Consider the following 24,205-nt stretch of genomic DNA (forward strand, 5'->3'; position numbering starts at 1 on the left):
TCCACAAAAGTAGCTCAGCCGAGTACGGATGCCGCCCCCTTGAGCACCAGCCCGGTCCCGAGGGCCACCACGACCAGGGCCGACCACAGCGGTGTGGTGCGGCGTGCGGCGGTGACGAACGGGTGGGCCGTCCAGCGGGGACCTCGGTCGAGTACCCGGGTCATACCGCTACCCAGCCGGACGACGGCGAACCCGGCCGCGGTGAGCGTGAGCGCGAGTCCGACGCCGTACGCGACGACGAGCAGCAGCCCGAACCAGGCCTGGCCCAGCGCGGCGGCGCCCACGAGCACGACGACGGCCGACGGACTGGGCACGAGCCCACCGGCGAAGCCGAGGAGGATCGTGCCGCGCAGGGTGGGGGCGGTGGGGTGGGTGTGGGTGAAGCCGTTGTGGGTGTGTTCGAGCCCGTGGCTGTGACTGTGCCCGTGCTCGTTCTCGTGGCTGTGATCGTGCCCGTGGTCATGCCCGTGGTCGTGACCGTGCCCGTGGTCGTGGCGGTGCGGGTGGGCGTCCGACGGTGCGGTGGCTGTCGAGGTGGCCTGGGCGTGGGCGCCGACGAGGGCGAGCGGACGCTCCGTGGCCTCCTCGGTCACCGGAGTGTGCGGGTGGCTGTGCCCGTGTCCGTGTCCGTGTCCGTGGCTTCGGCTCCGCCATGCCCGTCGTACGAGACTGACGCCCGCGAGCAGCACCAGCGCACCGCTCGCCAGGCCCAGCCAGGCGATCACCGAGGGCGCCGCGGCCGAACCGGCCGTCACCAGCAGGCCCAGGGCGACCACGCCCAGGGTGTGGGTGACGGTCACCGACGCGGCCAGCGGCAGGACGTCCTTGAGGCGGGCCTTCCCGCCGCGTGCCGCCGCCGTCGCGGCCATGATGGTCTTGCCGTGGCCCGGGGCGAGCGCGTGCAGCGCGCCCAGGGCGATCGCGATGAGCAGCGCCAGCGCGGCGAAGCCGAGGGTGAGGTCGTGGCGGGCGACCAGATCGTCCAGGGCCTGGGTCCAGCGGTCGGCGCCGCGCGGGAGTACGGAGGCGGCGGGAGCGTCACGGCCGTCGTTCTCCACGAGGGCCGGGCCGCCGGGCCGCAGCTTCAGGGACGCCGCTGCGGTGTCGGCCGGGGAGGAGAGCAACTCCTTCGGGTAGGTGGTGAGTTCGTGCGAGATGGAGTCCTTCGGCACGTCCGTGGCGGTCAGCGTCGTACGGTCGCCGCGCGCGGTGATCTCCCGCCAGCCGGGGCCGGTGGACGCGCCCGCGCTGTGGAAGCGCAGGGAGACCGGCTCGCCCGCGGGCAACGGTGCGGTCAGCCGGCACTCGACGCGCAGGGTGTCCAGTCCCGCCTGGCCGGGCCGGAGCAGGGCACGGCTGGTGCCGACGGAGAGGGCGACGGCACGTCCGTCGACGGTGACCTCGCTGCCCTCGGCGGCCTGCTCGCACCGCTGCCGGGCCCACCGCGCCGTGCCCAGCCGCCGGAGGTCCGGCTTGGCCTGGGTGGCCGGGATCTCGGCGAGGTCCTCGACGTGGTCGACGGCGAGCCGGCCGGGGGCGGCGACCAGGCCGTCGTAGCGGTTGACGGTGAAGTTGCCGAGGGGGTGGGCGCTCGCGGCCGCGGCGGGGACGAGCGCCAGCGCGCAGGCCGCCGTCAGGACGGCGGCGCCGGAGGCGAGCAGACGACGTGCTTTCACCGGGCCGCCTCCAGGGACTTCAGCGCGGCCTTGGCCGCGCGGGCGCCGAGGGGTGAGAAGCCGGGGTTCAGCTTCAGGGCGGCGGCCAGGTGGGTGCGGGCGTCCTTCGAGTGGCCGGTGGCCCGCTCGATCATGCCGCGGTGGTAGAGGAAGGAGGCGTTGCGGTAGCCGGTGGCGGTGGCCTGGCGGGCGTAGGGGAGTGCCTCCGCGTCCCGGCCGTCGGCGTGCAGGGCCCAGGCGAGGGCGTCCGCGGTGTGCACGGTGTGCCGGCGGGCCCACTCGGCGCGGGCGGCGCGCAACGCGGACTTCGTGTCGCCGTGGTCGGCGGCGGCGAGCGCGGTGTCGAGGTCGGCGTTGACGCCGTTGGCGCGGGCGAGGGCGGTCCAGGCGTCCACGAGGGCGTACTGGTCGCCGGCCTTGGCCCGGTCGCCGTCGGCGCCGCGGGCCTCGTACAGCTCGCCGAGTTCGACGAGGGGGCCGGGCAGCGGGTAGCGGGAGACGACGTCCTCCATTCCCTTGAGCGCTCCGGCCCGGTCGCCGCTCGCGAACCGGGCGCGGGCGCGGCCCTCCAGGGCGGGGAGGTAGTTCTCGTCGGCGCCGAGGGCGCGGGCGTAGTGGTCGAGCGCGCTCTTGTACTCACCCTGGTTCCAGGCGAGTTGGGCGAGCTGGGTGGAGACGTAGGCCACGTCGCCGCGGGAGGTCGCGGTGTCCAGGGCCTGTTCCAGGACCCGGCGGGCCGTGGTCACGTCGCCGCGCAGTTCGTGCACGTACGCGTAGCGCGTGAAGACGGGGACGCCGGGGCGCCGGGCGTCGGCGAGGTCGGCCGCCTTCTGCGCGTCCTCGTAGCGGCCGAGCTCGACGAGGGCGTCGATGCGCGAGCACAGGGCGCGTTCGCTGTAGGGGTTCTGCCGCAGCGCCTGGTCGGCGTACTTCAGGGCGTTCGCGAAGTCGTGCCGGGCGGCGGCGAGGGCGGCGCGGCCGGCCAGCGCCGGGTCGTTGTCGGGTGACAGGGCGAGCGAGCGCCTCAACGCCTGCTCGGCCTGCGGATAGCGGGAGGGGTCGCCCTTGGTGCGCGCCTGCTCGACGTACGCCAGTCCGAGCGTCGCCCAGCCGCCGAAGTCCTTCGGCTGGCTTCGCAGATGGGCCTGGAGCGCGGTGATGGCCGCGTCCAGGTCCGCGCTGCCCAGCAGGGCGGGCGACATGGCGGCGGGGGCCGCGGCTACCGCGACCTCCCGGCCGTCCCTGACGGCCCCGACCGCGATCGCCCCGCTGGTCAGCGCCACGGCCAGCAGGGCCGCGCATCCGGCGAGCCGACCGAGCCGCCCGCGCCGCCCGGCGGCGGCGACGCGCCGCACGGCGGCGAGGCGGGGGTCGGCGGGGGAGGCACCAGAGAGATCGGTGACCTCGGCGACAGTGGGGGTATCGGTGACGGCGGAGACATCGGTGACGGCGGAGACATCGGTGGTGCCGGTGACTTGAGCGGTGCCGGTCACCTCAGGAGTGCCGGTCACCTCAGGAGTGCCGGTGACCTCAGCGGTGCCGGTTCCCCTGTCGTCCGGCTCCGGTGAGGCGGAGGGCGAGGCGGCCTCGCTCCGTGGTGCGTTGTCGTTCGTACGCGGGGCCATGCCCTCTCCTCGGATCGGCGTCGTGCGGGGGCGGCGCGGCCCGCACCGTGGGGGATGTATGTGCGGGCCGCGCCGGTCTGTGGGGGTGCGGTGCGGTCTAGTACGGCCGCTGCATGCGCCGACGCCACCAGGCCAGGCCCAGGCCGATCAGCAGGACACCGGCCGCGCCCGAGGCCGCGGAGGCGGCGATCAGCGTGGTGTCGGCGCCGCCGCCCGCGGAACCGGCCGGCTGGAGCGCGTCGCCGAGCTGGCTGCGGACGTCCGCGCCGCTGGTCGTGCCCTTGGCGAGCGCGCCGCGCGAGCCCGAGGTCGGGTTGGCCAGGTACGGGAAGGAGTGGCCGAACTTCTGGTCGTTGGCGTCGACGGCGTCACCCAGGTCGTTCTTGGAGCCGACCAGTTCGCCCTCGACGACCTGGAGGGAGGCGTCGATCACGTCGTCGGTGAGCCGACGGCCGTTCGGGAAGCCCGCGTTGTCACCGTCCAGCACACCCAGCCGCTTCGGGCTGGCGGTCGGCTTGATCGAGGTGTTCAGGCGCAGTTCCTCGGCCGGCTTCACGTGCGGCGGCTGGTTGAGGCCCTTCACGCCCTTCAGGAAGACGTCGACCAGGTCGTTGCGCGGCTCGGCCGGTGCCTTGATCTTGTAGATCGCCTCGATGAGCTTCGGCAGCTCGGGGTTGGTGACGTTCTTCAGGAACTGGCCGTCCTCCCAGGGCGAGGACGCGTTGAACTTGTCCTTGTCCTTCTGCGGGTTGACGACCTCGTTGACGAGCGGGTTGCCCAGCCGCGAGACCTGCGTGTAGTAGCCGCCCGCGGTCCTGCGCTGGGTCGTCGACCAGACGCCCACGATCGGCTGGTGGGCCGACTCGGTGATCATGTCGTTCGGGACCTGGAGGGCGATCGAGTTGACGTTGTAGCCCTTGAGGGTGTCCCGGCCGACCTCGGAGAGGTTCCCGCCGTACAGCAGGTCGAAGACGCGCAGGTCCAGGAAGAACGGGTCGTCCGCCTGTCCCGCGAACGTCTGCGCGCCGCTGGCGAGCTTGTGGATGGCCTGGCGGCGCAGCTTGCCGTAGTCCGGCATCGACGCCTTGCCGACGTTCGACGGCGCGACCGGGACGTCGTCCGCGATCTTCGTCTTCGACACCTGGTGCTGGTTCTTCAGCCGGATCAGGTCGATGTCGTACGTCTGCGTGATGTTGAGGTCGGGGTCGTCGAGGCTCTCGACCGCGCCCGTGTTGTAGAGGAACGTGTTCTTGTTCTTGGTGTGGGTCTTGAAGGTGTAGCGGAAGAGCAGCTCGCCCTGCGCGTCACCGTTGTTGTCGATGTGGATGTCGTACTGGGCGTCGTCCGCGAACGTGTAGAAGTTCGGTCCGCCGGCCGGCTCCTCGAACGGGATCCAGTTCGCGACGATGGTCGTCGTGTCCGGCTTGTCCGGGCTCACGAAGGCGTACACGTCCGTGTTGTCGTACTGCGGTGTCCCCGAGATCAACGGGGCTTCGCGGTGGCTGGAGGCGGAGGCCGCCCCAGGTTCCAGTATGGCCACACCGGCGGCTGTGAGCCCCCCGGCGGCCAGCGCACCACATATGAGGGCCGCAACGCTTCGGCGTCCCGTACCGCTCTTGGAGATAGGTGTCATGCCGTCCGTCCTCAGTGCCAACTTGTCTGACGGAGGGGTATACGGCGCGACGCCCCCGATCGGATTGGTCCCTCGGGAATTTTCTTTTCTGCCTGTTCGACCCGCGTTTTCGGCCCGCTGATCCGTAACCCCATCCGGAGGTGCGTTCGTTGCGAATGCCTGGTGTGACGGGACGGGCCGGCTGCGGCCGAGGAGAGGGGGACCGGGTGGAGGCGGACGAGCTTCTGGTGCTCGTGGCTGGTGGCGACCAGAAGGCATTCGAGAAACTGTACGGACTGGTGTCCGGACCGGTGTTCGGGCTCGTGCGACGCGTGGTGCGGGACCCGGCGCAGTCGGAGGAGGTGTCCCAGGAGGTGCTGCTCGAACTCTGGCGCTCCGCCGCCCGCTTCGATCCCGGCCGGGGCAGCGCCCTCTCCTGGATCCTCACCCTCGCCCACCGCCGCGCCGTCGACCGGGTGCGCAGCGTCCGGGCGGCCGGGGAACGCGAGCAGCGGGAGGCGCTCCGCGCCCACCACCCCGCCTTCGACCAGGTCACCGAGGAGGTCGAGGCGGGCTTGGAGCGCGAGTGGGTGCGCACCTGCCTGGACCGGCTGACGGCACTGCAACGCCAGTCCGTCACCCTCGCCTACTACGACGGATACACCTACCGTGAGGTCGCCGAGCGGCTGTCCCTCCCGCTGGGCACGGTCAAGACACGGATGCGCGACGGACTCACCCAGCTGCGCAAATGCCTGGGAGGTGTCGCATGAGCGTCCTCGACCGCCTGTTCCGACGCGAGGACCCGCACTCGCTCGCCGCCCCCTACGCCCTCGACGCGCTGGAGCCCGCCGAGCGGGCGCGCTTCGCGCGGCACCTGGCGGGCTGCGACCAGTGCGCCGCCGAGGTCCGCGCCCTGACCGAGGACGCCGTGAAACTCGCCTGGTCCACCGCCGCCCCGCCGCCGCCCGCGATGCGCGAACGGGTCCTGGCCGCCGTACGGACGACTCCTCAGCTGCCCGTCGTGGAACGGGAGCACGCGGCCCAGTTGCCGCCGCATGTCTGGGGCGTGCAGCCGCCGCCCGCGCGGATGCGCGCGCCCCGTCCGCGCCCCCTGTTCGTCCCGTTCGCCACGGCGACGGCCGCCGCGGCCCTCGTCGTCGCCTCGCTCTTCGCCGTCCAGGCCGACCGCGCCCAGGACCAGCTGAACGCGGAGCGTGCCCAGGCGCGTGAGATCGCCCACGTTCTGGCGGCTCCGGACGCCCGTGCGACCACCGACCGGGACGCGCAGGGGCGAAGTATCGGAGTGGTCGCGTCCGCCGAGGAGGGGCGAGCGGTCGTCACCTTGAGCGGATACGGCGGTCTGTCGCAGGGGCGGGTGCGTCAGCTGTGGCTCATGCGTCCCGACGCGCAGCCGCGCTCCCTCGGTCTCTTCGACGGCGACACGCCCTTGGTCACGTCCGGTCTCGACAGATCCGCCACGTCACTCGCTGTGACCGTCGAGCCCGGCGGCGGCTCGGTCCGGCCCACCAGCCAGCCAGTTGTCCAACTCGCCCTGAAATCGCTCGGATTCGGAGAGTAGTCGTCAACCCCCTTGCGGGGAAGGTGAATCCTGTGACCGCGATACACGAGTGCCCCAAGGGAGCGATAGGGTTACTCTGCCCGGGCCGGGTGGACTCGTACGGGTGGGGAGTGACATGGAACAGATAACAGTGCGCAGCAGGGCCAGGGTCCCTGCGATCACCTGCGGGAGCAGCGCGACCAGTTCGCGTCTCGACCGCCACCTCTCGGTACTGGCGGGCCCCGCCATACCGCAGCGGGAGACGGTCGAGGCGACCTCGCTGATGCGCGAGCTGACGGCACGTGACACCCACCCCGACACCACCAGCAGGGTCGCGCGCGTGCGTCGCGTCTCGCTCTTCGCGCCGCTGCGCCGGCTGCGCCGTTCGCTCTTCGGCGGGAACTGAGGCCCGCGCTCAGGCCGCCACACCGTCCCGGCGCAGCGCTGCGATCTGCGCGTCCGTCATCCCCACGGCGTGCAGCAGTGCCCCGGTGTGCTCCCCGAGCGCGGGTACGTCCCCCATCCCCGCCTCCGTTCCGCCCGGCAGCGTGATCGGCGGCAGCAGTGCCCGCAGCGGCCCGACCGGCGTCCCCACCACCCGCCACCGGTCCCGAGCCGCCAGCTGCGGATGCCCGGCCACCTCGTGCAGGTCCCTCAGGCGTGCGCACGCGATGCCCGCGTCCTCCAGCCGGGCGACCGCCTCGTCGGCGTCCAGCGCGCCCAGTGCCTTCGTTACGTGCGCGTCCGTACGGTCCCGGTTCGCGACCCGGGCCGCGTTCGTCGCGTAGGCCGGGTCCGTGCCCAGACCGGGCTGCCCGAGAACCAGTTCGGCCAGCCGTCGCCACTCCCGGTCGTTCTGCACCGACAGCAGTACCCGCCCGCCGTCCGCCGTCGGGTAGGCGTCGTACGGGGCGATGACGGCGTGCGCGAGTCCCGTGCGCGCCGGGGGAGTGCCTCCGTGCATCGCATGATGCAGCGGATGCCCCATCCACTCCGCGAGCGCCTCCAGCATCGACACCTCCACCGGGCCGCCGCGCCCCGTGGTGCCCCGCCGTACGAGCGCCGCCAGCACCCCGGAGAACGCGTACATCGCGGCCGCGATGTCGGCCGCCGGGATCCCCGCCTTCACCGGCCGCTCCGGTGTCCCGGTCACCGACACCAGCCCCGCCTCGCACTGCACGAGCATGTCGTACGCCCGCTTGTCCGCGTACGGGCCGGACGCCCCGTAGCCCGAGATGTCGACGGCGATCAGCCCGGGCTGCGCCGCGCACAGGGTGGCCGCGTCCAGGCCGAGCCGGGCGGCGGCGCCCTGCGCGAGGTTCTGCACGAACACGTCGGCCCGGGCGACCAGCCGACGTACGACGTCGAGGCCCCGTGCGTCCTTCAGGTCCAGGGCGATCGACTCCTTGCCGCGGTTGCACCACACGAAGTGCGAGGCGAGGCCGCCGGCGGCGGTGTCGTAGCCACGGGCGAAGTCGCCGCCGTCGATCCGTTCCACCTTGATCACGCGGGCGCCGAGATCGGCGAGCTGCCGGGTGGCGAAGGGGGCCGCGACGGCCTGTTCGACGGCGACGACGGTGATGCCCTCCAGGGGCGCGGGAAGTGGCGTCATGTTCCGGATCATGTCCCGCGCATGACGCCTTTGTCATGCACGAGGGCGTGTGCCCCGGGGTCAGATGAGCGCGAACTGTCCCTCGGGGCCCTCCTCGTGGTGGTCGAGGACCGTCGCCGGACGACGGGCGGGCTCCGGGACCGGGAACACCCCGGCCCCGCGCAGCTCCGCCGCCGTGACCGGCGCGGTCACCGTCAGCTCCGCGCGCCGCGGGCCCAGTTCCGCGAGCAGCGTGAGCACCGTGACCAGTTCCAGCAGTTCCGACGTCCACGCCTGCTGCCAGGTGGCCGGCCGGATCGCGGCCAGGGTTCCCGGCTCGCCCTCGGCGGTCCGGGCCGTGAACCACGCCTCCAGGACCCGGACGCCGGCCGCCTCGAAGTCCCACGCCTGCGGCGGCACCGGCGAGACGCGGCCCTCGTCGAGGTGCAGGGTTTCCTCGTCGCGGTCGTAGTGGACGGTCAGGGGCCGGGCGGGAAGGGGGGCGCGGACGTAGGGGCGGCGGCCGCCGGGGAGCTTGGGGCGGTCGCCGTCGCGGCGCGTCAGCCACAGGACGTGGCGGCCCAGTTCCACGCCCCGGGCCCAGACGCCGGGGTCCTCGGTGAGGGGGACGGTGAGGTCGGGGCGTACCACCGCCAGGGTCCAGGCCAGGAAGTCCGCCGGGGCGGGGGAGAGGCCGAGCCGGTCGCCGAGGTACTCCAGCAGGCCGGGGGCCAGGTTCGGTTCGGTGCCGTCCGGGCGGCGGTACAGCGGGCGGATCCGGCCCGGGCGCAGCAGGGGCAGGAGCGAGGTGGCGAGCAGCCGGGGGCCCGGGGCCTCCGGTGTCTCCACCAGGAAGACCTGGTGCGCGCCAGCCACCCGCCACAGCTCCGGCCGCGCCGCGTCGACCAGGCGGTGGTCGGGGATCAGCCACTGCTCGTCGAAGGGCGCGCGCAGCACCCGTACCGGCTCCGGGCAGGGGCCGTGGGCGCGGGCCAGCTTCTCCGTGCCGCTGGTCTGGCCGGGCAGCCGGCCCACCGCCGAGTGCGAGGTGCGCGAGCGGGTCGGCTCGAACAGGGCCTCCCGGTCGGGTCCCTCGGCCTTCAGGAGGGCGTCCCAGCGCGCTTTCAGGGACGCCGGGTCAGGGGCCGTCGGCCACCCCCGGCCGAGCCGCGGCGGTGCGACGGACCACGGCATGAGGTCCGCCAGCGGCGGAGCGTCGTCGGGCGTCACGCTGGGCATCGTACGACGGGTCGGCGCGGGGCGGGTCAGGTGGCGTCGAGGGTCACCGTGAAGGAGAAGCGGTCGCCCCGGTAGTGGATGACCGCCACGTCCAGGACCCGGCCGACCGTGTCGTAGGTGACGCCGGTGTAGTGCAGGATCGGGCTCAGCAGCGGGACCTGGAGCAGTCTCGCCGTCTCCGGGTCGGCGAGCCGGGCCTGAACCGTGTCCGTGATGCGGCTGATGTCCGCGCCCACCACGTCCCGCAGCACCTTCGTCATCGGCCAGCGGACCAGGTCCGCCAGGTCGATGCGGTCGGCCAGCTCGGGACGGACGTAGTTGCGGGCGTGGTTGGTCGGCTCGCCGGTCGCCTCGTCGCTGCGCAGCCGGTGGTACGCCGCCGTCTCCACCAGGTCCGGGAAGTGCTCGGCGACGTCGGCCGGCAGCGGCGCCCGGCCGTGCTCCAGCAGTTCGGTCGTCATCCCGGACTGCTGGGCCACGATCGCGTCCACCGAGCCCAGCAGCCGTACCGGCGTGCTCCGCCGGGCGTCCGGCTCGATGAACGTGCCGCGCCGGCGGTGACGGGAGATGAGGCCCTCGTCCTCCAGCTCCTTCAGCGCCTGCCGCATGGTCAGCACACTCACGCCGTAGTGCCCCGCCAACTGCTCCTCGGTGGGCAGGCGCAGCGGGTCTCGGGGTGAGCGGCCGAGTATGGAGGCGCGGAGCGACTGCGACACCTGGTACCACAGCGGCAGCTTGCGGTTCAGGACGATCGAGTCCGGGGCGAAGGGGGTCACGGGCCTATCCGTACCTGTCGGGAAGGATCAGTGCAACGGGCGGAAGTGACGTTCGAGGCCCTGCCAGACGTCGTCGTAGCGCCGCTGGAGGTGTTCCGCCCGCGCCGCGTGCGGGGTGAGCGTCACCGGCCAGCGGGTCTCGAACATGAACGCCAGCCCGTCGTCGATCTTCTGCGGCCGCAGTTCGGCGGCGCTGGCCCGGTCGAACGTCTCCCGGTCGGGACCGTGCGCCGACATCATGTTGTGCAGCGAGCCGCCGCCCGGCACGAAGCCCCCCTTCCCGGCCGTCTTCGCGTCGTAGGCGCCCTCGATCAGGCCCATGTACTCGCTCATCACGTTCCGGTGGAAGTACGGCGGCCGGAAGGTGTCCTCGCCCACCAGCCAGCGCGGCGCGAAGACCACGAAGTCGACGCCCGCCAGGCCCGGGGTGTCCGACGGCGACGTCAGCACCGTGAAGATCGACGGGTCGGGATGGTCGTACGAGATCGTGCCGATCACATTGAAGCGGCGCAGGTCGTAGACGTAGGGCACGTGGTTGCCGTGCCAGGCGACGACGTCGAGCGGGGAGTGGTCGTAGGAGGCGGTCCACAGGTTGCCGCAGAACTTGTTCACCACCTCCACGGGCCCCTCGGCCTCCTCGTACGCGGCGGTCGGCGCGCGGAAGTCACGGGCGTTGGCGAGCCCGTTGGCGCCGATGGGGCCCAGGTCGGGGAGGCGGAAGGGAGCGCCGTAGTTCTCGCAGACGTAGCCCCGGGCGGAGGCGTCCAGCAGTTCCACCCGGAAGCGGACACCGCGCGGGATCAGCGCCACGTGTCCGGGCTCGGCGTGCAGCATGCCGAACTCCGTGTGCAGCAGCAGTCCGCCGTCCTCCGGGACGATCAGCAGTTCCCCGTCGGCGTCGCTGAAGACGCGGTCCATGGAGGAGCGGGCGTGGTACAGGTGCACCGCCATGCCGGCGCGCTGGGTCGCGTCGCCGTTGCCGCCCAGGGTCCACAGGCCCGCCAGGAAGTCGGTCCCGGCCGCGGGCTCGGGCAGCGGGTCCCAGCGCAGCCGGTTGGGGTCGGGCGGGGTCTCGGTGAAGGGGCCGGTGCGCAGCGCGCCGTTGTCGGTGCGGGTGAACGCCGGGTGGGCGGCCGAGGGGTGGATCCGGTACAGCCACGAGCGGCGATTGTGGGCTCTGGGCTCGGTGAACGCCGTGCCGCTGAGCTGTTCCGCGTACAGGCCCAGGGGTGCTCGCTGGGGCGAGTTGCGGCCCTCGGGCAGTGTGCCCGGTACGGCCTCCGAGCTGTGCTCGTTGCCGAATCCGGAGAGATAGGACAGCCCTTCGGCGGTCTTCCGTGCGTCCCCGCTCATGATCGCTCCCTCGCAGCTCATTCCTATGCATCACCGTAGGATTGCGTTCACGTCGGCGCAAGAGGATCTGCGGATGTAGTCGTCAGGACGGTTCACGGACGGCGGGAACCCGACTTCAGGGGGATCCGGGAAGCGGACCGTTGTTCTACGCTCCCGGGCATGTCGTGGACGCGCAGCCTTCTCGGCGCGCTCGCGGTCTGTGTGCTGCTGCTGGCCGGACCGGCGGGCTGCGGCACCGGCGGTGCGCGGGAGCAGAAGGGCCCGGACAGAGGTGAGTCCGCCGCGCCGGCGGGCAGACTCCTCGATGACACCGACGAGGAAGGGCGGCACTACCGTGAGGTGGAGAAGAAGGGCGCACCCCGGGTCGGCATCGAGGTGGAACCCGACGACGGCGGCGGCTGGGACGTCCGCCTGACCGTGCGCGACTTCCGCTTCTCGCCGGCCGGGACGCGGCCGAGCGCCGTCCCCGGGCGCGGTGTCGCCCTGCTGCTCGTGGACCGGCGGCCCGTCGCCGTCCTGCGCGGCCCCCGCCACCGCCTCGCGGCCGGCTACCTCCCGCACGGCACCCACCAGGTCACCGCCCGCCTCTGCGCCGACGACGGCACGGTCTGGGCCGTCGACGGCGAGCCGGTCGAGAGCACGGCGGACATCACCGCGTCGGCGTCCCGGGCGACATCCGGGTCGGCGTCCGGGGCGACATCCGGAGCGGCGCCCGGGGCGGCGCCGAGGTCGGCGTCCGGGGCGGCGCCCGCGTCGGCGTCCGGGGTGGCACCCGGGGTGAGCGGCTCCGCCACGGGGAGCGCGGGGGGCGGCGGGCAGCGTGCCGGGGGGCGAGGTTCACCGGACCGCGGCGGAGAGGCATCATGAAGCCCGTGCCCCACGCGACATCGCTTCGCCGTGCCCCCGTGCAGCGGCGCAGTGCCGAACGGCTGACCAGGATCCTCGACGCCTGCGCGGCCCTCCTCGACGAGGTCGGCTACGACGACCTGAGCACCCGTGCCGTCGCCGTGCGCGCCGGCGTCCCCATCGGCTCCGTCTACCGCTTCTTCGGCAACAAGCGGCAGATGGTCGACGCCTTGGCCCAGCGCAACCTCGAGCGGTACTCCGAGCGGATCGTCGAGCGGCTGAAGGCGGCGCGGCGGGGTGACTGGCGCGCGGCCATGGACGCCGTACTCGACGAGTACCTGGCCATGAAGCGGACCGCGCCCGGGTTCTCCCTCGTCGACTTCGGCAACCAGATACCGGTCGGCGCCCGCCACGCCGAACCCAACCACCGCGTCGCCGACCGCCTGACCGACCTGCTCTCGGGCTACCTCGGCCGCACCCCCGACGACGACCTGCGCCGCGTCTTCCTGGTCGCCGTGGAGACCGCCGACACCCTCGTCCACCTCGCCTTCCGGGTGGACCCGGCAGGCGACGAGAGGATCATCCGCGAGGCGCGGGAGATGCTCCGGGCCTATCTGGTACGGGTGTTGGACTGACGGGGGTCGGGGCGGCCCCCGGTCCCCGATCGATGCGCTCGGCCCCTCCCCTCCGTTCATACCGGTCGGTATGCTCGGCGCGTACGCGTCCGTCGCCGCCACCCTCCCGGGAGGACCCGTGTCCCGCACCGCCCTGCGTATCTGCCCCCTGTGCGAGGCCACCTGCGGCCTGACCCTGACCATCGAGGGGACCCGGGTGACCGGGGCCCGAGGCGACCGTGAGGACGTCTTCAGCCGCGGGTTCATCTGCCCCAAGGGCGCCGCCTTCGGCGCGGTCGACGGCGACCCGGACCGGCTGCGCACCCCCCTGGTGCGCCGGGACGGGGAGTTGCGCGAGGCCGGCTGGGAGGAGGCGTTCGACGCGGTCGCCGCCGGCCTCCGGCCCGTGGCCGAGCGGTACGGGCCGCACGCCGTCGGCGTCGTCCTCGGCAACCCCAACGTCCACACCATGGCCGGCGCCCTCTACCCGCCGGTCCTGATCGCCGGTCTCGGCACCCGCAGCCTGTTCACCGCCTCCACGGTCGACCAGATGCCCAAGCACGTCTCCAGCGGACTGCTGTACGGCGACGCCAACGCCATCCCCGTGCCCGACCTGGACCGCACCGACCACCTGCTGCTCCTGGGCGCCAACCCGATGGAGTCCAACGGGAGTCTGTGCACCGCCCCGGACTTCCCCGGCAGGCTCAAGGCACTGAAGGCCCGTGGCGGCACCCTCACCGTCGTCGACCCCCGCCGCACCCGCACCGCCGCGCTCGCCGACCGGCACATCGCGATCCGGCCCGGCACCGACGCCCTGTTGCTCGCCGCGCTGGCGCACACCCTGTTCGAGGAGGGCCTGGCCGACCTCGGGGAGCTCGCGCCGCACGTCCAGGGAGTGGCGGAACTCCGGTCGGCCCTGGGTGACTTCACGCCCGAGGCGGCCGCCGGACCCTGCGACGTCGAGGCGCCCGTGATCCGCGCCCTGGCCCGCGAGCTCGCCGCCGCCCCGACCGCGGCCGTGTACGGCCGTATCGGCAGCTGCACGGTCCCGCACGGCACCCTCGCCAGCTGGCTCGTCGACGTCCTCAACATCCTCACCGGCAACCTCGACCGCCCCGGCGGCGCCCTCTTCCCGCAGGCCGCCACCGACCGCACCCCCCGCCCGGCCGGCCCCGGGCACGGCTTCGCGCTCGGCCGCTGGCACTCCCGCGTCAGCCGGCACCCCGAGGCGAAGGGGGAGTTGCCGCTCTCCGCGCTCGCCGAGGAGATCGACACCGCCACCCCGGAGGGCGTGCCGATCCGCGCCCTCGTGGCCGTCGCCGCCAACCCCGTGCTGTCCGCACCCGACGGCGACCGGCTGGACAAGGCGCTGGAATCACTGGACTTCATGGTCAGCGTCGACCCCTACCTCAACGAGACCGCCCGCCACGCCGACGTCGTGCTGCCGCCGCCCCCGCCCGCGCAGAGCCCGCACCACGACTTCGCCTTCAACACGCTCGCCGTACGCAACCAGGTCCGCTACACCCGCCCCGCCGTCCCGCTCGAACCCGGCCGGATGGCCGAGACCGAGATCCTGGCCCGGCTGATCCTCGCCGCGACCGGACTGCACGGCGCCGACCCGTCCGCGGTCGACGCGACGGTGATCGACCAGACCCTCGGCAAGGCCGTCCGCGAGGAGCACTCGCCCGTGCACGGCCGCGACCCGCGCGAACTCGCCGCGCGGCTGAACGGAGTCAACGGCCCCGAGCGGCGGCTGGACATGATGCTGCGCCTTGGCCCCTACGGCGACGGCTTCGGCGTACGGCCCGACGGGCTGAGCCTGGACAGGCTGCTCGCCCACCCGCACGGCATCGATCTCGGCCCGCTGCGCCCCCGGCTGCCGCAGCCGCTGAAGACCGGCAGCGGCCGGGTCGAGCTGCTGCCGCAGCCGATCGCCGCCGACCTGCCACGGCTGCGGCAGGCCCTGCGGGAGCGTCCCGACGGGCTCGTCCTGGTCGGCCGCCGGCATCTGCGCTCCAACAACAGCTGGATGCACAACGTGCCCGCCCTCACCGGCGGCACCAACCGCTGCACCGTGCACATCCATCCCGAGGACGCGGAGCGGCTGGGGGTGCGTGACGGGGCGGACGTACGGCTGAAGGGCGCCGGGGGAGAGGTGGTCGCCCCCGCCGAGGTCACGGACGGCGTCCGGCCGGGTGTGGTGAGCCTGCCGCACGGCTGGGGCCACGACCGCCCCGGCACCCGCCTGAGCCACGCCGCCGCCGCTCCGGGCGTCAACGTCAACCAGCTCCTCGACGGCAGCCTGCTCGACCCGCTGTCGGGCAACGCGGTCCTCAACGGAGTGCCCGTGACCGTCACCGCCCGCACGGGAGGCTCGTGACCTGGCCCGTGACCGAGCATGGCGAAGGGCGGTGATCGGGCCGGTGCGGTGACCCCGGACGGGCCATGGGCGCCGGAGGGGCCGGTGACGATGGCCGACGGTCGCCCGGCTTCGGCCTGAACCTGGGCGTCCGTTTTCTCGGCCGGTGGACCGGACCCCTACGATCCCGTCCGGTGTCTTCCCCAGGCCGCGCACGGTCCGTTAACTTCCGTGACTCACAGCCCCGTACGACCCGCACGGGACAATCGACCGCGGAGCACCAGCGCCCTAGTGAGCCCCCGGGGACACTTTCATGACACGCGCCATCTCCCTGCACGACGTCAGCAAGGCCTACGCACGAGGCGTCCGCGTGGTGGACCGGCTCTCGCTGGACATCACGCCCGGCGAGTTCCTGGTCCTGCTCGGACCCTCCGGCTGCGGCAAGTCCACGGTGCTCAGAATGATCGCCGGCCTGGAGGACATCGACGACGGTGTGCTGCTGTTCGACGGCGAGTACGGCAACGACCTGCCGCCGTCCCAGCGGGACATCGCCATGGTCTTCCAGAACTTCGCCCTCTACCCGAGCATGACGAGCCGGGACAACATCGGCTTCCCGCTGCGGATCGAGACACCCGGCGCGGACCCCCGCCCGCGTGTGGACGCCACCGCCCGCATGCTGGGCATCGAGGACCTGCTCGACCGCTTCCCCAGCCAGCTCTCCGGCGGCGAACGCCAGCGCGTCGCCATGGGCCGGGCCATCGCCCGGCACCCGTCCGCGTTCCTCATGGACGAACCGCTGTCCAACCTCGACGCCAAGCTCCGCAACCACTTACGGGCCGAGATCTCCCGGCTCACCCGGGAGTTGGGCGTCACCACGGTGTACGTCACCCACGACCAGGCCGAGGCCATGTCGCTCGGCGACCGGGTCGCCGTGCTGCGCGGCGGGGTGCTCCAGCAGGTCGACACCCCGCGCTCGGTCTACGCGCTGCCCCGCAACGTCTTCGTCGCCGCCTTCATCGGCACCCCGCGCATCAACCTGCTGCGCGGCCTGATCCGCGCCCCGCTCGACGGGGCGATGACCATCAGCCTGGGCAAGCAGTACCTCCGGCTGCCCGAACCCCTCTGCCTGGACCACCAGTTGCTGCGGGTGCAGCAGGGCCGCGAGGTGATCGTCGGACTGCGTTCGGAGGCGGTCCGCATCGCCGCGCGGGCCGACGCCCGGCCCGGCGAGGTGGTGCTCACCGGCCTGGTGGAGCACGTGGAGTTCCAGGGGCACGAGGTGCTGGTCCACTTCGACACCGGCTCGCGGCCGGCCGTCGTACCGGACCTGGAGGCCCCGCGCCTCGCCGCCCGGCCGGTCCGCCGCAGGCGCCGCGAGGTTACGGTCCTGGACCGGCTGCGGGGCCGGGCGGGATCCCTGCGCGCCGGGCCGGTGGTCGTCCTGGACGACGCGGCGCCCGCCGCACCCGCCCCGCCCGAGGGCCGCCTCCCCGGCGATCTCGTGGTGCGGACCACCCCGGACTTCGACCTCCGGCACGGCATGCAGATCCCCCTCCTCGTCGACCTGGCCCATCTGTTCGTGTTCGACCAACAAGGTGACCGCATCTGCCCGGCACCGGACCGCCTGCCCGACCTGGAGGAGTGAGGCGGCCCGGACTTCTAGGGTGAGGAGTGTCTGGCGCGCAAAAACTAACACCGCTAGTTTGTGAGCCGGAAGACGCAGAGTCGCGGCCCCGCCCGGGAGGAAGCACGATGAAGGCACACGACGGCATGTACATCGACGGCGCCTGGCGCCCCGCCGCCGGCCAGGACGTGATCGAGGTCGTGAATCCGGCCGACGAACAGGTCATCGCCCAGGTCCCGGCGGGCACCGCCCTGGACGTCGACACCGCCGTGCGGGCCGCCCGTGCCGCCCTCGCCGCCTGGGCCGCGACCGCCCCGGCCGAGCGGGCCGCGCGCCTGGGCGCGCTGCGGGACGTCCTCGCCGCCCGTAAGGACGAGATCGCCGCCACGGTCACCGCGGAACTCGGCGCGCCACCGGAGTTCTCGCGGGCCGTCCACGCGGGCCTGCCCGTCGCGGTGGCGGGCTCGTACGCCGAACTCGCCGCGACCCACCCCTTCGAGGAGAAGGTCGGCAACTCCGTCGTCCACCAGGAGCCGATCGGCGTGGTCGGCGCGATCACGCCCTGGAACTACCCCCTCCACCAGATCGTCGCCAAGGTCGCCCCGGCCCTCGCGGCGGGCTGCACGGTCGTCCTGAAGCCCGCCGAGGACACCCCGCTGACCGCCCAGCTGTTCGCCGAGGCGGTGCACGAGGCCGGGCTGCCCGCGGGCGTCTTCAACCTCGTCACCGGTCTCGGCCCGGTGGCCGGGCAGGCCCTCGCCGAGCACCCCGGCGTCGACCTCGTGTCCTTCACCGGCTCCACGGCCGTCGGCAGGCAGATCGGCGCCACGGCCGGCGCCGCCGTCAAGAAGGTCGCCCTGGAGCTCGGCGGCAAGTCCGCCAACGTCATCCTGCCGAGCGCCGACCTCGCGAGGGCCGTGAACGTCGGCGTCGCCAACGTGATGTCCAACTCCGGCCAGACGTGCAGTGCCTGGACCCGCATGCTGGTGCCCGCCACGCGCTACGAGGAGGCGGTCGCCCTCGCCGCGGAGGCCGCCGCGAAGTACGGCGACCGCATCGGACCGCTGGTCAACGCCAAGCAGCGGGCTCGCGTGCTGAGTTACATCGACAAGGGAGTGGCGGAGGGCGCGCGGCTCGTCGCGGGCGGCCCCGAATCCCCCCGCGAGCAGGGCTACTTCGTCGCCCCCACGGTCTTCGCCGATGTCACCCCCGACATGACGATCGCCCAGGAGGAGATCTTCGGCCCGGTCCTGTCGATCCTGCGCTACGAGGACGAGGAGGAGGCGCTGCGCATCGCCAACGGCACGGTGTACGGCCTCGCGGGCGCCGTCTGGGCCGGGGATCCGGCGGAGGCGGCGGCCTTCGCCCGCCGGATGGACACCGGCCAGGTCGACATCAACGGCGGCCGGTTCAACCCGCTCGCCCCCTTCGGCGGTTACAAGCAGTCGGGCGTGGGACGCGAACTCGGCGCGCACGGCCTGTCCGAGTACCTCCAGACCAAGTCCCTCCAGTACTAGGGGAGTCGTCCATCATGGCCGTCCGTGCCGCCGTCCTGCCCGCCATCGGCTCCGCCCTGGAGATCACCGAGATCGACCTGCCGGAGCCCGGCCCCGGCCGGGTCCGTGTCCGGCTCGCCGCGGCCGGGGTCTGCCACTCCGATCTGTCCCTGTCCGACGGCACCATGCGGGTACCGGTGCCCGCGGTCCTCGGCCACGAGGGCGCGGGCACGGTGGTGGCCGTCGGCGAAGGGGTGTCCGGCCTCGCGGCCGGCGACGAGGTCGTCCTCAACTGGGCGCCCTCCTGCGGAAGCTGCCACGCCTGCTCGCTCGGCGAGGTCTGGCTGTGCGCCAACGCGCTCAACGGCGCGGCCGACGTGTACGCCAGGACCGTGGACGGCACCGACCTCCACCCCGGCCTCAACGTCGCCGCGTTCGCCGAGGAGACGGTGGTGCCCGCGGCCTGCGTCCTGCCGGCCCCGCCTGGCATCCCGCTCACCGACGCGGCCCTCCTCGGCTGCGCGGTGCTCACCGGATACGGAGCCGTCCACCACTCGGCGCGGGTCCGCCAGGGCGAGACGGTGGCGGTGTTCGGCGCCGGGGGAGTGGGCCTGGCCGCCCTCCAGGCGGCGCGCATCGCCGGCGCCTCCCGGATCGTGGCCGTCGACGTCTCCCCGGCGAAGGAGGAACTGGCGCGCACGGCGGGCGCCACCGACTACGTCGTCGCCTCCGACACCACCGCCCGCGAGATCCGCGCCCTCACCGGCAAGCAGGGCGTGGACGTCGCCGTCGAGTGCGTGGGCCGCGCGGTCACCATCCGCGCGGCCTGGGAGTCCACCCGGCGCGGCGGCCGCACCACGGTCGTCGGCATCGGCGGCAAAGACCAGCAGGTCACCTTCAACGCACTGGAACTCTTCCACTGGGGCCGCACCCTCTCCGGCTGCGTCTACGGCGACTCGGTCCCGGCGCGGGACCTGCCGGTCCTGGCCGACCACGTGCGGGCGGGCCGCCTGGACCTGGGCGCCCTGGTGACGGAGCGGATCGCCCTGGACGGCATCCCGGCCGCCTTCGAGAACATGCTGGCGGGGAAGGGCGGACGGGCACTGGTGGTGTTCTGAGCCTCAGGAGACCTGCTCCGGCCGTGGCGCGGCGGCCGGAGCGGGCACGGCCGGTCTGCGTGACCGGGACCGCGACACCGCCACCCCCGCCAGACACAGCGCGCCGCCCGCCAGCGTGAACGCCCCCGGCACCTCGCCCAGCGCCAGCCAGGACATCAGGACCACCAGGGCGGGGACCGCGTACGTCGTCGCGCCCATGCGGCCGGCCGTCGTACGGGCCAGGGCGTACGCCCAGGTCGTGAAGGCCAGCGCGGTCGGGAACAGACCCAGGTAGACCATGTTGAGCGTGGCGGACAGCGGTGCCTCGCCCGCCTCCCGCACCAGTTGCCCGGCGAACGGCAGACAGAGCACGGTACCGATGAGACACCCGAACGTCGTCACCTGGAGCGCGCTCGCCCGGCCCAGGGCCGGCTTCTGCGCCACCACCCCCGCGGCGTAGGCGACCGCGGCCAGCAGACAGAGCGCCACCCCGAGTGGCGAGGAACCGCCGCCGCCCGACATCGACAGCCCCACGGTCACCGCGCCCGCGAACGACACCGCCATCCCGGCCAGCAGCCGCGGCGGCATCACGTCGCCGAGCAGCCGGGCGCCGAGCAGCGCGATCAGGAGCGGCCCGATGTTCACGACGAGGGCCGCCGTACCGGCGTCGACCTGCTGCTCGCCCCAGTTGAGCACCACCATGTAGAAGCCGAACCACAGCACCCCGGACACCGCCGTCCCGCGCCAGGCGGCCCGCGGCGGCAGTCCCTCCCGCCGCACCGCCCAGATCACCCCGAGGGCCACCGTGCCGGCGAGCAGCCGGCCGAGCGCCAGCGCGCCGGGCGAGTACGCGGAGCCCGCGCTGCGGATCGAGACGAAGGCGGAGGCCCACAGTACGACGGTGACGACGGTCGCACCGGCCGCGAGCAGCCCCGTACGACGGGACGGCGAGGTGTTCATCATGCTCCTGAGCGTAGAAAGGGAGGACCGGCCGCCGCCGGCGGATTCCGGACCGTACACCGACGCCGTGGCCGCCGCTCAGCGCAGCGACCCCGTCTCGACGCCGAGCAGTTCGGACAGGGCGCGTTCGCCCGTCGCCGTCACCTTCACGGCCCGCTCGGAGCCGATGCGTACGCACCAGCCCGCGTCCAGGGCGTGCCGGCACAGTGCCGCGCCCGCGACGCCCGCGAGATGCGGGCGGCGCTCGGTCCAGTCGAGGCAGCCGCGGGCCAGCGGCCGCCGCCCCCGCGGGGCGAGCGCGATGCCCACGTCGTCGAACCACCGCACCCCCGCGTCGGTGAGCGCGAACCCGGTGTCCTGACGCAGCAGCCCACGCGCGGTCAGCGCGTCGGTGACCGCGATGCCGAGGCGGCCGGCGAGATGGTCGTAGCAGGTGCGCCCGCGGGCCAGCGCGGACCCGGCGCTCGCCTCCCGCAGGGTGCGCGGGCGCCCGGTCTCCTCCGGGCCGATCTGGGCCGCCAGGTCCTCCACCAGCTGCGCCACCCGCGGGTCGGCCAGCCGCACGTAACGGTGCCTGCCCTGCCGTTCCTCGGTGAGCATCCCGCCCGCGACGAGCCTGCTCAGGTGCTCGCTCAGGGTGGACGCGGCGACGCCCGCGTGCCGCGCCAGCTCACCGGCGGTCCACGCCCGCCCGTCGAGCAGCGCCAGCAGACAGGCGGCCCGGGTCTCGTCGGCGATCAGCGCGGTGAGCCGGGCCAGCCGCGCGGCCCGGGGGTCCCTGGTGGTCATGCGTCCCAGCATGGGACACGGACGGTTCGGCGCCCACCGAAGTGTCGCTACGCGCTCCGCCGGACCTGCACGTACTGCTGCGCCAGTCCGTCCAGCAGCGCCGTCAGCCCGGTCTCGAACGCCCGCTCGTCGATCTTCTCCTGCTGTTCGGCGAGGAGATGGGCCTGTCCGAGGTGGGGGTAGTCGGCGGGGTCGTAGGCGCTCGCGTCGTCCACGAACCCGCCGGCGAACGAGCCGAGCGCGGAGCCCATGACGAAGTACCGCATCAGCGCGCCGATCGAGGTGGCCGTCGGGGGCGGCCAGCCCGCCGCGACCATCGCGCCGTAGACCGCGTCCGCGAGCCGCAGGCCGGCCGGGCGGCGGCCGGGGCCGTGGGCGAGCACCGGGACGATGTGGGGGTGTGCGCGCAGGGCGGCCCGGTAGGAGACGGCCCAGTCGTGCAGCGCCGTCCGCCAGTCCCGGCCGTCCTCGAACATCGACAGGTCGACCTGGGCGCTCACCGAGTCGGCGACCGCCTCCAGGATCTCGTCCTTCGTGCGGAAGTGGTTGTACAGCGAGGGTCCGCTCACCCCCAGCTCGGCGGCGAGCCGGCGGGTGGAGACGGCCGCCAGGCCCTCCGCGTCCACCAGCGTGCGTGCCGTTCCGACGATCCGGTCGGTGCTCAGGAGGGGCTTGCGCGGTCGGGCCATGGCGCACATAGTAGGGCTGCGTCCAGAAACTAGCAGTGCTAATTTAAAGGTACGGCTCTCATGGTCGGCTCTCACGGCCGACTCTCATGGTCCGGCCGGTGAGACGTATCCGTCGCGTGTGATGTGGAGTGACTCGGCATGAACCTGGGGCTCAGCGAGGAGCAGACCGCCGTCCGACAGCTCGCCCGGGACTTCGTGGAGCGCGAGATCGCCCCCCACGTCATCGCCTGGGACCGGGCCGAGGAGGTCGACCGGGGCATCGTGAAGAAGCTCGGCGAGGTCGGCTTCCTGGGCCTGACCGTCGACGAGGAGTACGGCGGCTCCGGCGGCGACCACCTCGCGTACTGCCTGGTGACCGAGGAGCTCGGCCGTGGTGACTCCTCGGTGCGCGGCATCGTCTCGGTCTCGCTGGGCCTGGTCGCCAAGTCGATCGCGGCCTGGGGCACGGAGGAGCAGAAGCGGCGCTGGCTGCCCGGCCTCACCTCCGGCGAGTACATCGGCTGCTTCGGCCTCACCGAGCCCGGCACCGGCTCCGACGCGGGCAACCTCACCACGCGCGCGGTCCGCGACGGCGACGACTACGTCCTCGACGGCACCAAGATGTTCATCACGAACGGCACCTGGGCCGATGTCGTGCTCCTCTTCGCCCGCTCCACCGACGCCCCCGGCCACCGGGGCGTCTCCGCCTTCCTGGTGCCCACCGACACCCCCGGGCTGACCCGGCGCACCATCCACGGCAAGCTCGGCCTGCGCGGCCAGGCCACCGCCGAACTGGTGCTGGAGAACGTCCGTGTCCCCGCCTCCGCGATGCTCGCGCCCGAGGGCAAGGGCTTCTCGGTCGCCATGTCCGCGCTCGCCAAGGGCCGGATGTCGGTCGCGGCGGGCTGCGTGGGCATCGCCCAGGCGGCGCTGGACGTGGCGGTGCGCCACGCGGGCGAGCGTGAGCAGTTCGGCAGGACCATCGCCCACCACCAGCTCGTCCAGGAGCTGATCAGCGACATCGCCGTGGACGTGGACGCGGCCCGGCTGCTGACCTGGCGGGTCGCCGACCTGGTCGACCGCGGGCTGCCGTTCGCCACCGAGTCCTCCAAGGCCAAGCTGTTCGCCTCCGAGGCGGCCGTGCGCGCCGCGAACAACGCCCTCCAGGTCTTCGGCGGCTACGGCTACATCGACGAGTACCCGGCCGGCAAGCTGCTGCGCGACGCCCGCGTGATGACCCTCTACGAGGGCACCAGCCAGATCCAGAAGCTGGTCATCGGCCGGGCGCTGACGGGGGTCTCGGCGTTCTGAGTATCCCTGCCGCGGGTTCCTGAGTACGTCGGCGGATGCGGCACGGGCCGCGTCCGCCGATGCTCGTCCCATGAGCGAGACACCCGTCAAGCAGAACACGGCCGCCTTCTACGGTCAGGCCGTCGCGTCCTTCGCCGTCGCCATGGCGGCCACCGCGATCGGCATCTTCAAACTGAACGCCGACGCCTGGGTGCGGGCCTTCCTGGCCATCGCCGTCCTGTATCTGGTCACCTCGGCCTTCACGCTGGCCAAGGTGATCCGGGACCGGCAGGACGCGTCCGGCGGCATGTACAGCCCCTTCGAAAGCGCTGAGCGGCGACGCTAAGCGGTTGCTCACCTTCGGCGGTATGGTGTACCTCCGGTACCGAGAGGGGCGAACCAGCGATGAGTACGGCGGAGGACACGACCGGCGGCGAGGCCGAGGCGTGGGGCGAGGTCACGCCTGACGCGGCCCGGCGGCTGCTGGTGGCCGCCGTGGAGGCCTTCGCCGAGCGCGGCTACCACGCGACGACGACCCGCGACATCGCGGGCCGCGCGGGGATGAGCCCGGCCGCCCTCTACATCCACTACAAGACCAAGGAAGAACTCCTCCACCGGATCAGCCGGATCGGCCACGACAAGGCGCTGGAGATCCTGCGCACGGCGGCCCGTGGCGAGGGCAGCGCCACGGAGCGGCTCGCCGACGCCGTGAGCTCCTTCGTGCGCTGGCACGCCGGCGGACGCACCACCGCCCGGGTCGTGCAGTACGAACTGGACTCGCTCGGCCCCGACGCCCGCGCCGAGATCCTCGCCCTGCGCCGCCTGGTCGACGCCCAGGTGCGCGGGATCATCGAAGAGGGCGTGGCCACCGGCGAGTTCGACGTGCCGGACGTTCGGGGCACCACCCTCGCGGTGCTCTCCCTGTGCATCGACGTCGCCCGCTGGTTCAACGTCGACGGCCCCCGCACCCCCGACGAGGTCGGCGCGCTCTACGCCGACCTCGTGCTGCGGATGGTGGGGGCGAAGTAGCCC

22 protein-coding genes are annotated in these 24,205 nt (G+C 73.3%); 12 read left to right on the plus strand and 10 right to left on the minus strand.

Annotation, left to right across the window (positions count from 1 at the left end):
- Window positions 1-14: 14 nt before the first annotated feature.
- From ACWCQK_RS30525 to ACWCQK_RS30535, 3 genes are all read right to left on the minus strand, one after another.
- Window positions 15-1,676, minus strand: a complete 1,662-nt coding sequence (locus ACWCQK_RS30525; protein ID WP_451160411.1) for an urease accessory protein UreH domain-containing protein — start codon at window positions 1,674-1,676, stop codon at window positions 15-17.
- The gene (locus ACWCQK_RS30530; protein WP_451160413.1) at window positions 1,673-3,301 is read right to left on the minus strand and encodes a tetratricopeptide repeat protein; all 1,629 of its coding nucleotides are present in this window, start codon (window positions 3,299-3,301) and stop codon (window positions 1,673-1,675) included. The genes ACWCQK_RS30525 and ACWCQK_RS30530 overlap by 4 nt, the downstream gene beginning before the upstream one ends.
- Window positions 3,302-3,398: 97 nt before the next feature.
- Window positions 3,399-4,934: a DUF4331 domain-containing protein gene (locus tag ACWCQK_RS30535; RefSeq protein WP_451160415.1), complete on the minus strand. Its 1,536-nt coding sequence runs from the start codon at window positions 4,932-4,934 to the stop codon at window positions 3,399-3,401.
- 206 nt (window positions 4,935-5,140) lie between these two features.
- Here ACWCQK_RS30535 and ACWCQK_RS30540 point away from each other — a divergent pair, with 206 nt between their 5' ends.
- From ACWCQK_RS30540 to ACWCQK_RS30550, 3 genes are all read left to right on the plus strand, one after another.
- Window positions 5,141-5,683, plus strand: coding sequence for a sigma-70 family RNA polymerase sigma factor (locus tag ACWCQK_RS30540; RefSeq protein WP_451160417.1), 543 nt, complete (start codon window positions 5,141-5,143; stop codon window positions 5,681-5,683).
- Complete coding sequence (locus ACWCQK_RS30545) at window positions 5,680-6,492, plus strand: anti-sigma factor (RefSeq protein ID WP_451160419.1); 813 nt, start codon at window positions 5,680-5,682, stop codon at window positions 6,490-6,492. The genes ACWCQK_RS30540 and ACWCQK_RS30545 overlap by 4 nt, the downstream gene beginning before the upstream one ends.
- A gap of 115 nt (window positions 6,493-6,607) precedes the next feature.
- Window positions 6,608-6,877, plus strand: a complete 270-nt coding sequence (locus ACWCQK_RS30550) for a hypothetical protein (RefSeq protein WP_385779681.1) — start codon at window positions 6,608-6,610, stop codon at window positions 6,875-6,877.
- A 9-nt stretch (window positions 6,878-6,886) separates the two neighbouring features.
- On the opposite strand, the gene ACWCQK_RS30555 is transcribed toward ACWCQK_RS30550, so the two are convergent.
- The 4 genes from ACWCQK_RS30555 to hmgA are packed head-to-tail and all read right to left on the minus strand — an operon-like array spanning window position 6,887 to window position 11,430.
- Window positions 6,887-8,095, minus strand: a complete 1,209-nt coding sequence (locus ACWCQK_RS30555; protein WP_451160422.1) for a CaiB/BaiF CoA transferase family protein — start codon at window positions 8,093-8,095, stop codon at window positions 6,887-6,889.
- Window positions 8,096-8,143: 48 nt separating this feature from the next.
- Window positions 8,144-9,301: a type ISP restriction/modification enzyme gene (locus ACWCQK_RS30560; RefSeq protein ID WP_451160424.1), complete on the minus strand. Its 1,158-nt coding sequence runs from the start codon at window positions 9,299-9,301 to the stop codon at window positions 8,144-8,146.
- A gap of 26 nt (window positions 9,302-9,327) precedes the next feature.
- The gene (locus ACWCQK_RS30565) at window positions 9,328-10,077 is read right to left on the minus strand and encodes a GntR family transcriptional regulator (RefSeq protein WP_451160426.1); all 750 of its coding nucleotides are present in this window, start codon (window positions 10,075-10,077) and stop codon (window positions 9,328-9,330) included.
- Between the two features lie 27 nt (window positions 10,078-10,104).
- On the minus strand, window positions 10,105-11,430 hold the full coding sequence (gene hmgA, locus ACWCQK_RS30570) for a homogentisate 1,2-dioxygenase (RefSeq protein WP_451160428.1): 1,326 nt from the start codon (window positions 11,428-11,430) through the stop codon (window positions 10,105-10,107).
- Between the two features lie 159 nt (window positions 11,431-11,589).
- Between hmgA and ACWCQK_RS30575 the strand changes: the two genes are divergently transcribed.
- From ACWCQK_RS30575 to ACWCQK_RS30600, 6 genes are all read left to right on the plus strand, one after another.
- Window positions 11,590-12,297 (plus strand): hypothetical protein, encoded by a 708-nt coding sequence (locus ACWCQK_RS30575; RefSeq protein WP_451160430.1) that lies wholly within the window; start codon window positions 11,590-11,592, stop codon window positions 12,295-12,297.
- Window positions 12,294-12,911, plus strand: coding sequence for a TetR family transcriptional regulator (locus tag ACWCQK_RS30580; RefSeq protein WP_451160432.1), 618 nt, complete (start codon window positions 12,294-12,296; stop codon window positions 12,909-12,911). The genes ACWCQK_RS30575 and ACWCQK_RS30580 overlap by 4 nt, the downstream gene beginning before the upstream one ends.
- 118 nt (window positions 12,912-13,029) lie before the next feature.
- Complete coding sequence (locus ACWCQK_RS30585) at window positions 13,030-15,270, plus strand: molybdopterin oxidoreductase family protein (protein WP_451160434.1); 2,241 nt, start codon at window positions 13,030-13,032, stop codon at window positions 15,268-15,270.
- A 292-nt stretch (window positions 15,271-15,562) separates the two neighbouring features.
- The gene (locus ACWCQK_RS30590) at window positions 15,563-16,894 is read left to right on the plus strand and encodes an ABC transporter ATP-binding protein (RefSeq protein WP_451160436.1); all 1,332 of its coding nucleotides are present in this window, start codon (window positions 15,563-15,565) and stop codon (window positions 16,892-16,894) included.
- Window positions 16,895-17,001: 107 nt separating this feature from the next.
- The gene (locus ACWCQK_RS30595; protein WP_451160438.1) at window positions 17,002-18,390 is read left to right on the plus strand and encodes an aldehyde dehydrogenase family protein; all 1,389 of its coding nucleotides are present in this window, start codon (window positions 17,002-17,004) and stop codon (window positions 18,388-18,390) included.
- A 14-nt stretch (window positions 18,391-18,404) separates the two neighbouring features.
- A complete protein-coding gene (locus ACWCQK_RS30600) occupies window positions 18,405-19,487 on the plus strand; it encodes a Zn-dependent alcohol dehydrogenase (RefSeq protein WP_451160440.1) in 1,083 nt (360 codons plus the stop codon).
- 3 nt (window positions 19,488-19,490) lie between these two features.
- Here the strand turns inward: ACWCQK_RS30600 and ACWCQK_RS30605 are convergent, their stop codons facing one another.
- From ACWCQK_RS30605 to ACWCQK_RS30615, 3 genes are all read right to left on the minus strand, one after another.
- Window positions 19,491-20,426, minus strand: a complete 936-nt coding sequence (locus ACWCQK_RS30605; RefSeq protein WP_451160538.1) for a DMT family transporter — start codon at window positions 20,424-20,426, stop codon at window positions 19,491-19,493.
- A gap of 78 nt (window positions 20,427-20,504) precedes the next feature.
- Window positions 20,505-21,227 carry an ArsR/SmtB family transcription factor gene (locus ACWCQK_RS30610; protein WP_451160442.1) on the minus strand — a complete coding sequence of 241 codons (723 nt, stop codon included), beginning with the start codon at window positions 21,225-21,227 and terminating at the stop codon, window positions 20,505-20,507.
- Window positions 21,228-21,262: 35 nt separating this feature from the next.
- On the minus strand, window positions 21,263-21,904 hold the full coding sequence (locus tag ACWCQK_RS30615) for a TetR/AcrR family transcriptional regulator (RefSeq protein ID WP_451160444.1): 642 nt from the start codon (window positions 21,902-21,904) through the stop codon (window positions 21,263-21,265).
- Window positions 21,905-22,042: 138 nt separating this feature from the next.
- On the opposite strand from ACWCQK_RS30615, the gene ACWCQK_RS30620 reads away from it, so the two are divergent.
- The 3 genes from ACWCQK_RS30620 (at window position 22,043) to ACWCQK_RS30630 (ending at window position 24,202) form a co-directional block, all read left to right on the plus strand.
- A complete protein-coding gene (locus ACWCQK_RS30620) occupies window positions 22,043-23,194 on the plus strand; it encodes an acyl-CoA dehydrogenase family protein (protein ID WP_451160446.1) in 1,152 nt (383 codons plus the stop codon).
- 70 nt (window positions 23,195-23,264) lie between these two features.
- A complete protein-coding gene (locus tag ACWCQK_RS30625) occupies window positions 23,265-23,519 on the plus strand; it encodes a YiaA/YiaB family inner membrane protein (protein ID WP_451160448.1) in 255 nt (84 codons plus the stop codon).
- A gap of 59 nt (window positions 23,520-23,578) precedes the next feature.
- Window positions 23,579-24,202, plus strand: coding sequence for a TetR/AcrR family transcriptional regulator (locus ACWCQK_RS30630; RefSeq protein ID WP_385779638.1), 624 nt, complete (start codon window positions 23,579-23,581; stop codon window positions 24,200-24,202).
- The last annotated feature ends 3 nt before the right edge of the window (window positions 24,203-24,205 follow it).

This window comes from Streptomyces sp. NPDC002306, from assembly GCF_053593435.1.

Coding starts and splice junctions, on each gene's coding strand:
- ACWCQK_RS30545 (WP_451160419.1), top strand. CDS start 5,680: ATGAGCGTCCTCGACCGCCTGTTCCGACGCGAGGACCCGCACTCGCTC.
- ACWCQK_RS30620 (WP_451160446.1), top strand. CDS start 22,043: ATGAACCTGGGGCTCAGCGAGGAGCAGACCGCCGTCCGACAGCTCGCC.
- ACWCQK_RS30590 (WP_451160436.1), top strand. CDS start 15,563: ATGACACGCGCCATCTCCCTGCACGACGTCAGCAAGGCCTACGCACGA.
- ACWCQK_RS30600 (WP_451160440.1), top strand. CDS start 18,405: ATGGCCGTCCGTGCCGCCGTCCTGCCCGCCATCGGCTCCGCCCTGGAG.
- ACWCQK_RS30605 (WP_451160538.1), bottom strand. CDS start 20,426: ATGAACACCTCGCCGTCCCGTCGTACGGGGCTGCTCGCGGCCGGTGCG.
- ACWCQK_RS30625 (WP_451160448.1), top strand. CDS start 23,265: ATGAGCGAGACACCCGTCAAGCAGAACACGGCCGCCTTCTACGGTCAG.
- hmgA (WP_451160428.1), bottom strand. CDS start 11,430: ATGAGCGGGGACGCACGGAAGACCGCCGAAGGGCTGTCCTATCTCTCC.
- ACWCQK_RS30610 (WP_451160442.1), bottom strand. CDS start 21,227: ATGCTGGGACGCATGACCACCAGGGACCCCCGGGCCGCGCGGCTGGCC.
- ACWCQK_RS30550 (WP_385779681.1), top strand. CDS start 6,608: ATGGAACAGATAACAGTGCGCAGCAGGGCCAGGGTCCCTGCGATCACC.
- ACWCQK_RS30630 (WP_385779638.1), top strand. CDS start 23,579: ATGAGTACGGCGGAGGACACGACCGGCGGCGAGGCCGAGGCGTGGGGC.
- ACWCQK_RS30615 (WP_451160444.1), bottom strand. CDS start 21,904: ATGGCCCGACCGCGCAAGCCCCTCCTGAGCACCGACCGGATCGTCGGA.
- ACWCQK_RS30575 (WP_451160430.1), top strand. CDS start 11,590: ATGTCGTGGACGCGCAGCCTTCTCGGCGCGCTCGCGGTCTGTGTGCTG.
- ACWCQK_RS30560 (WP_451160424.1), bottom strand. CDS start 9,301: ATGCCCAGCGTGACGCCCGACGACGCTCCGCCGCTGGCGGACCTCATG.
- ACWCQK_RS30580 (WP_451160432.1), top strand. CDS start 12,294: ATGAAGCCCGTGCCCCACGCGACATCGCTTCGCCGTGCCCCCGTGCAG.
- ACWCQK_RS30555 (WP_451160422.1), bottom strand. CDS start 8,095: ATGATCCGGAACATGACGCCACTTCCCGCGCCCCTGGAGGGCATCACC.
- ACWCQK_RS30535 (WP_451160415.1), bottom strand. CDS start 4,934: ATGACACCTATCTCCAAGAGCGGTACGGGACGCCGAAGCGTTGCGGCC.
- ACWCQK_RS30530 (WP_451160413.1), bottom strand. CDS start 3,301: ATGGCCCCGCGTACGAACGACAACGCACCACGGAGCGAGGCCGCCTCG.
- ACWCQK_RS30595 (WP_451160438.1), top strand. CDS start 17,002: ATGAAGGCACACGACGGCATGTACATCGACGGCGCCTGGCGCCCCGCC.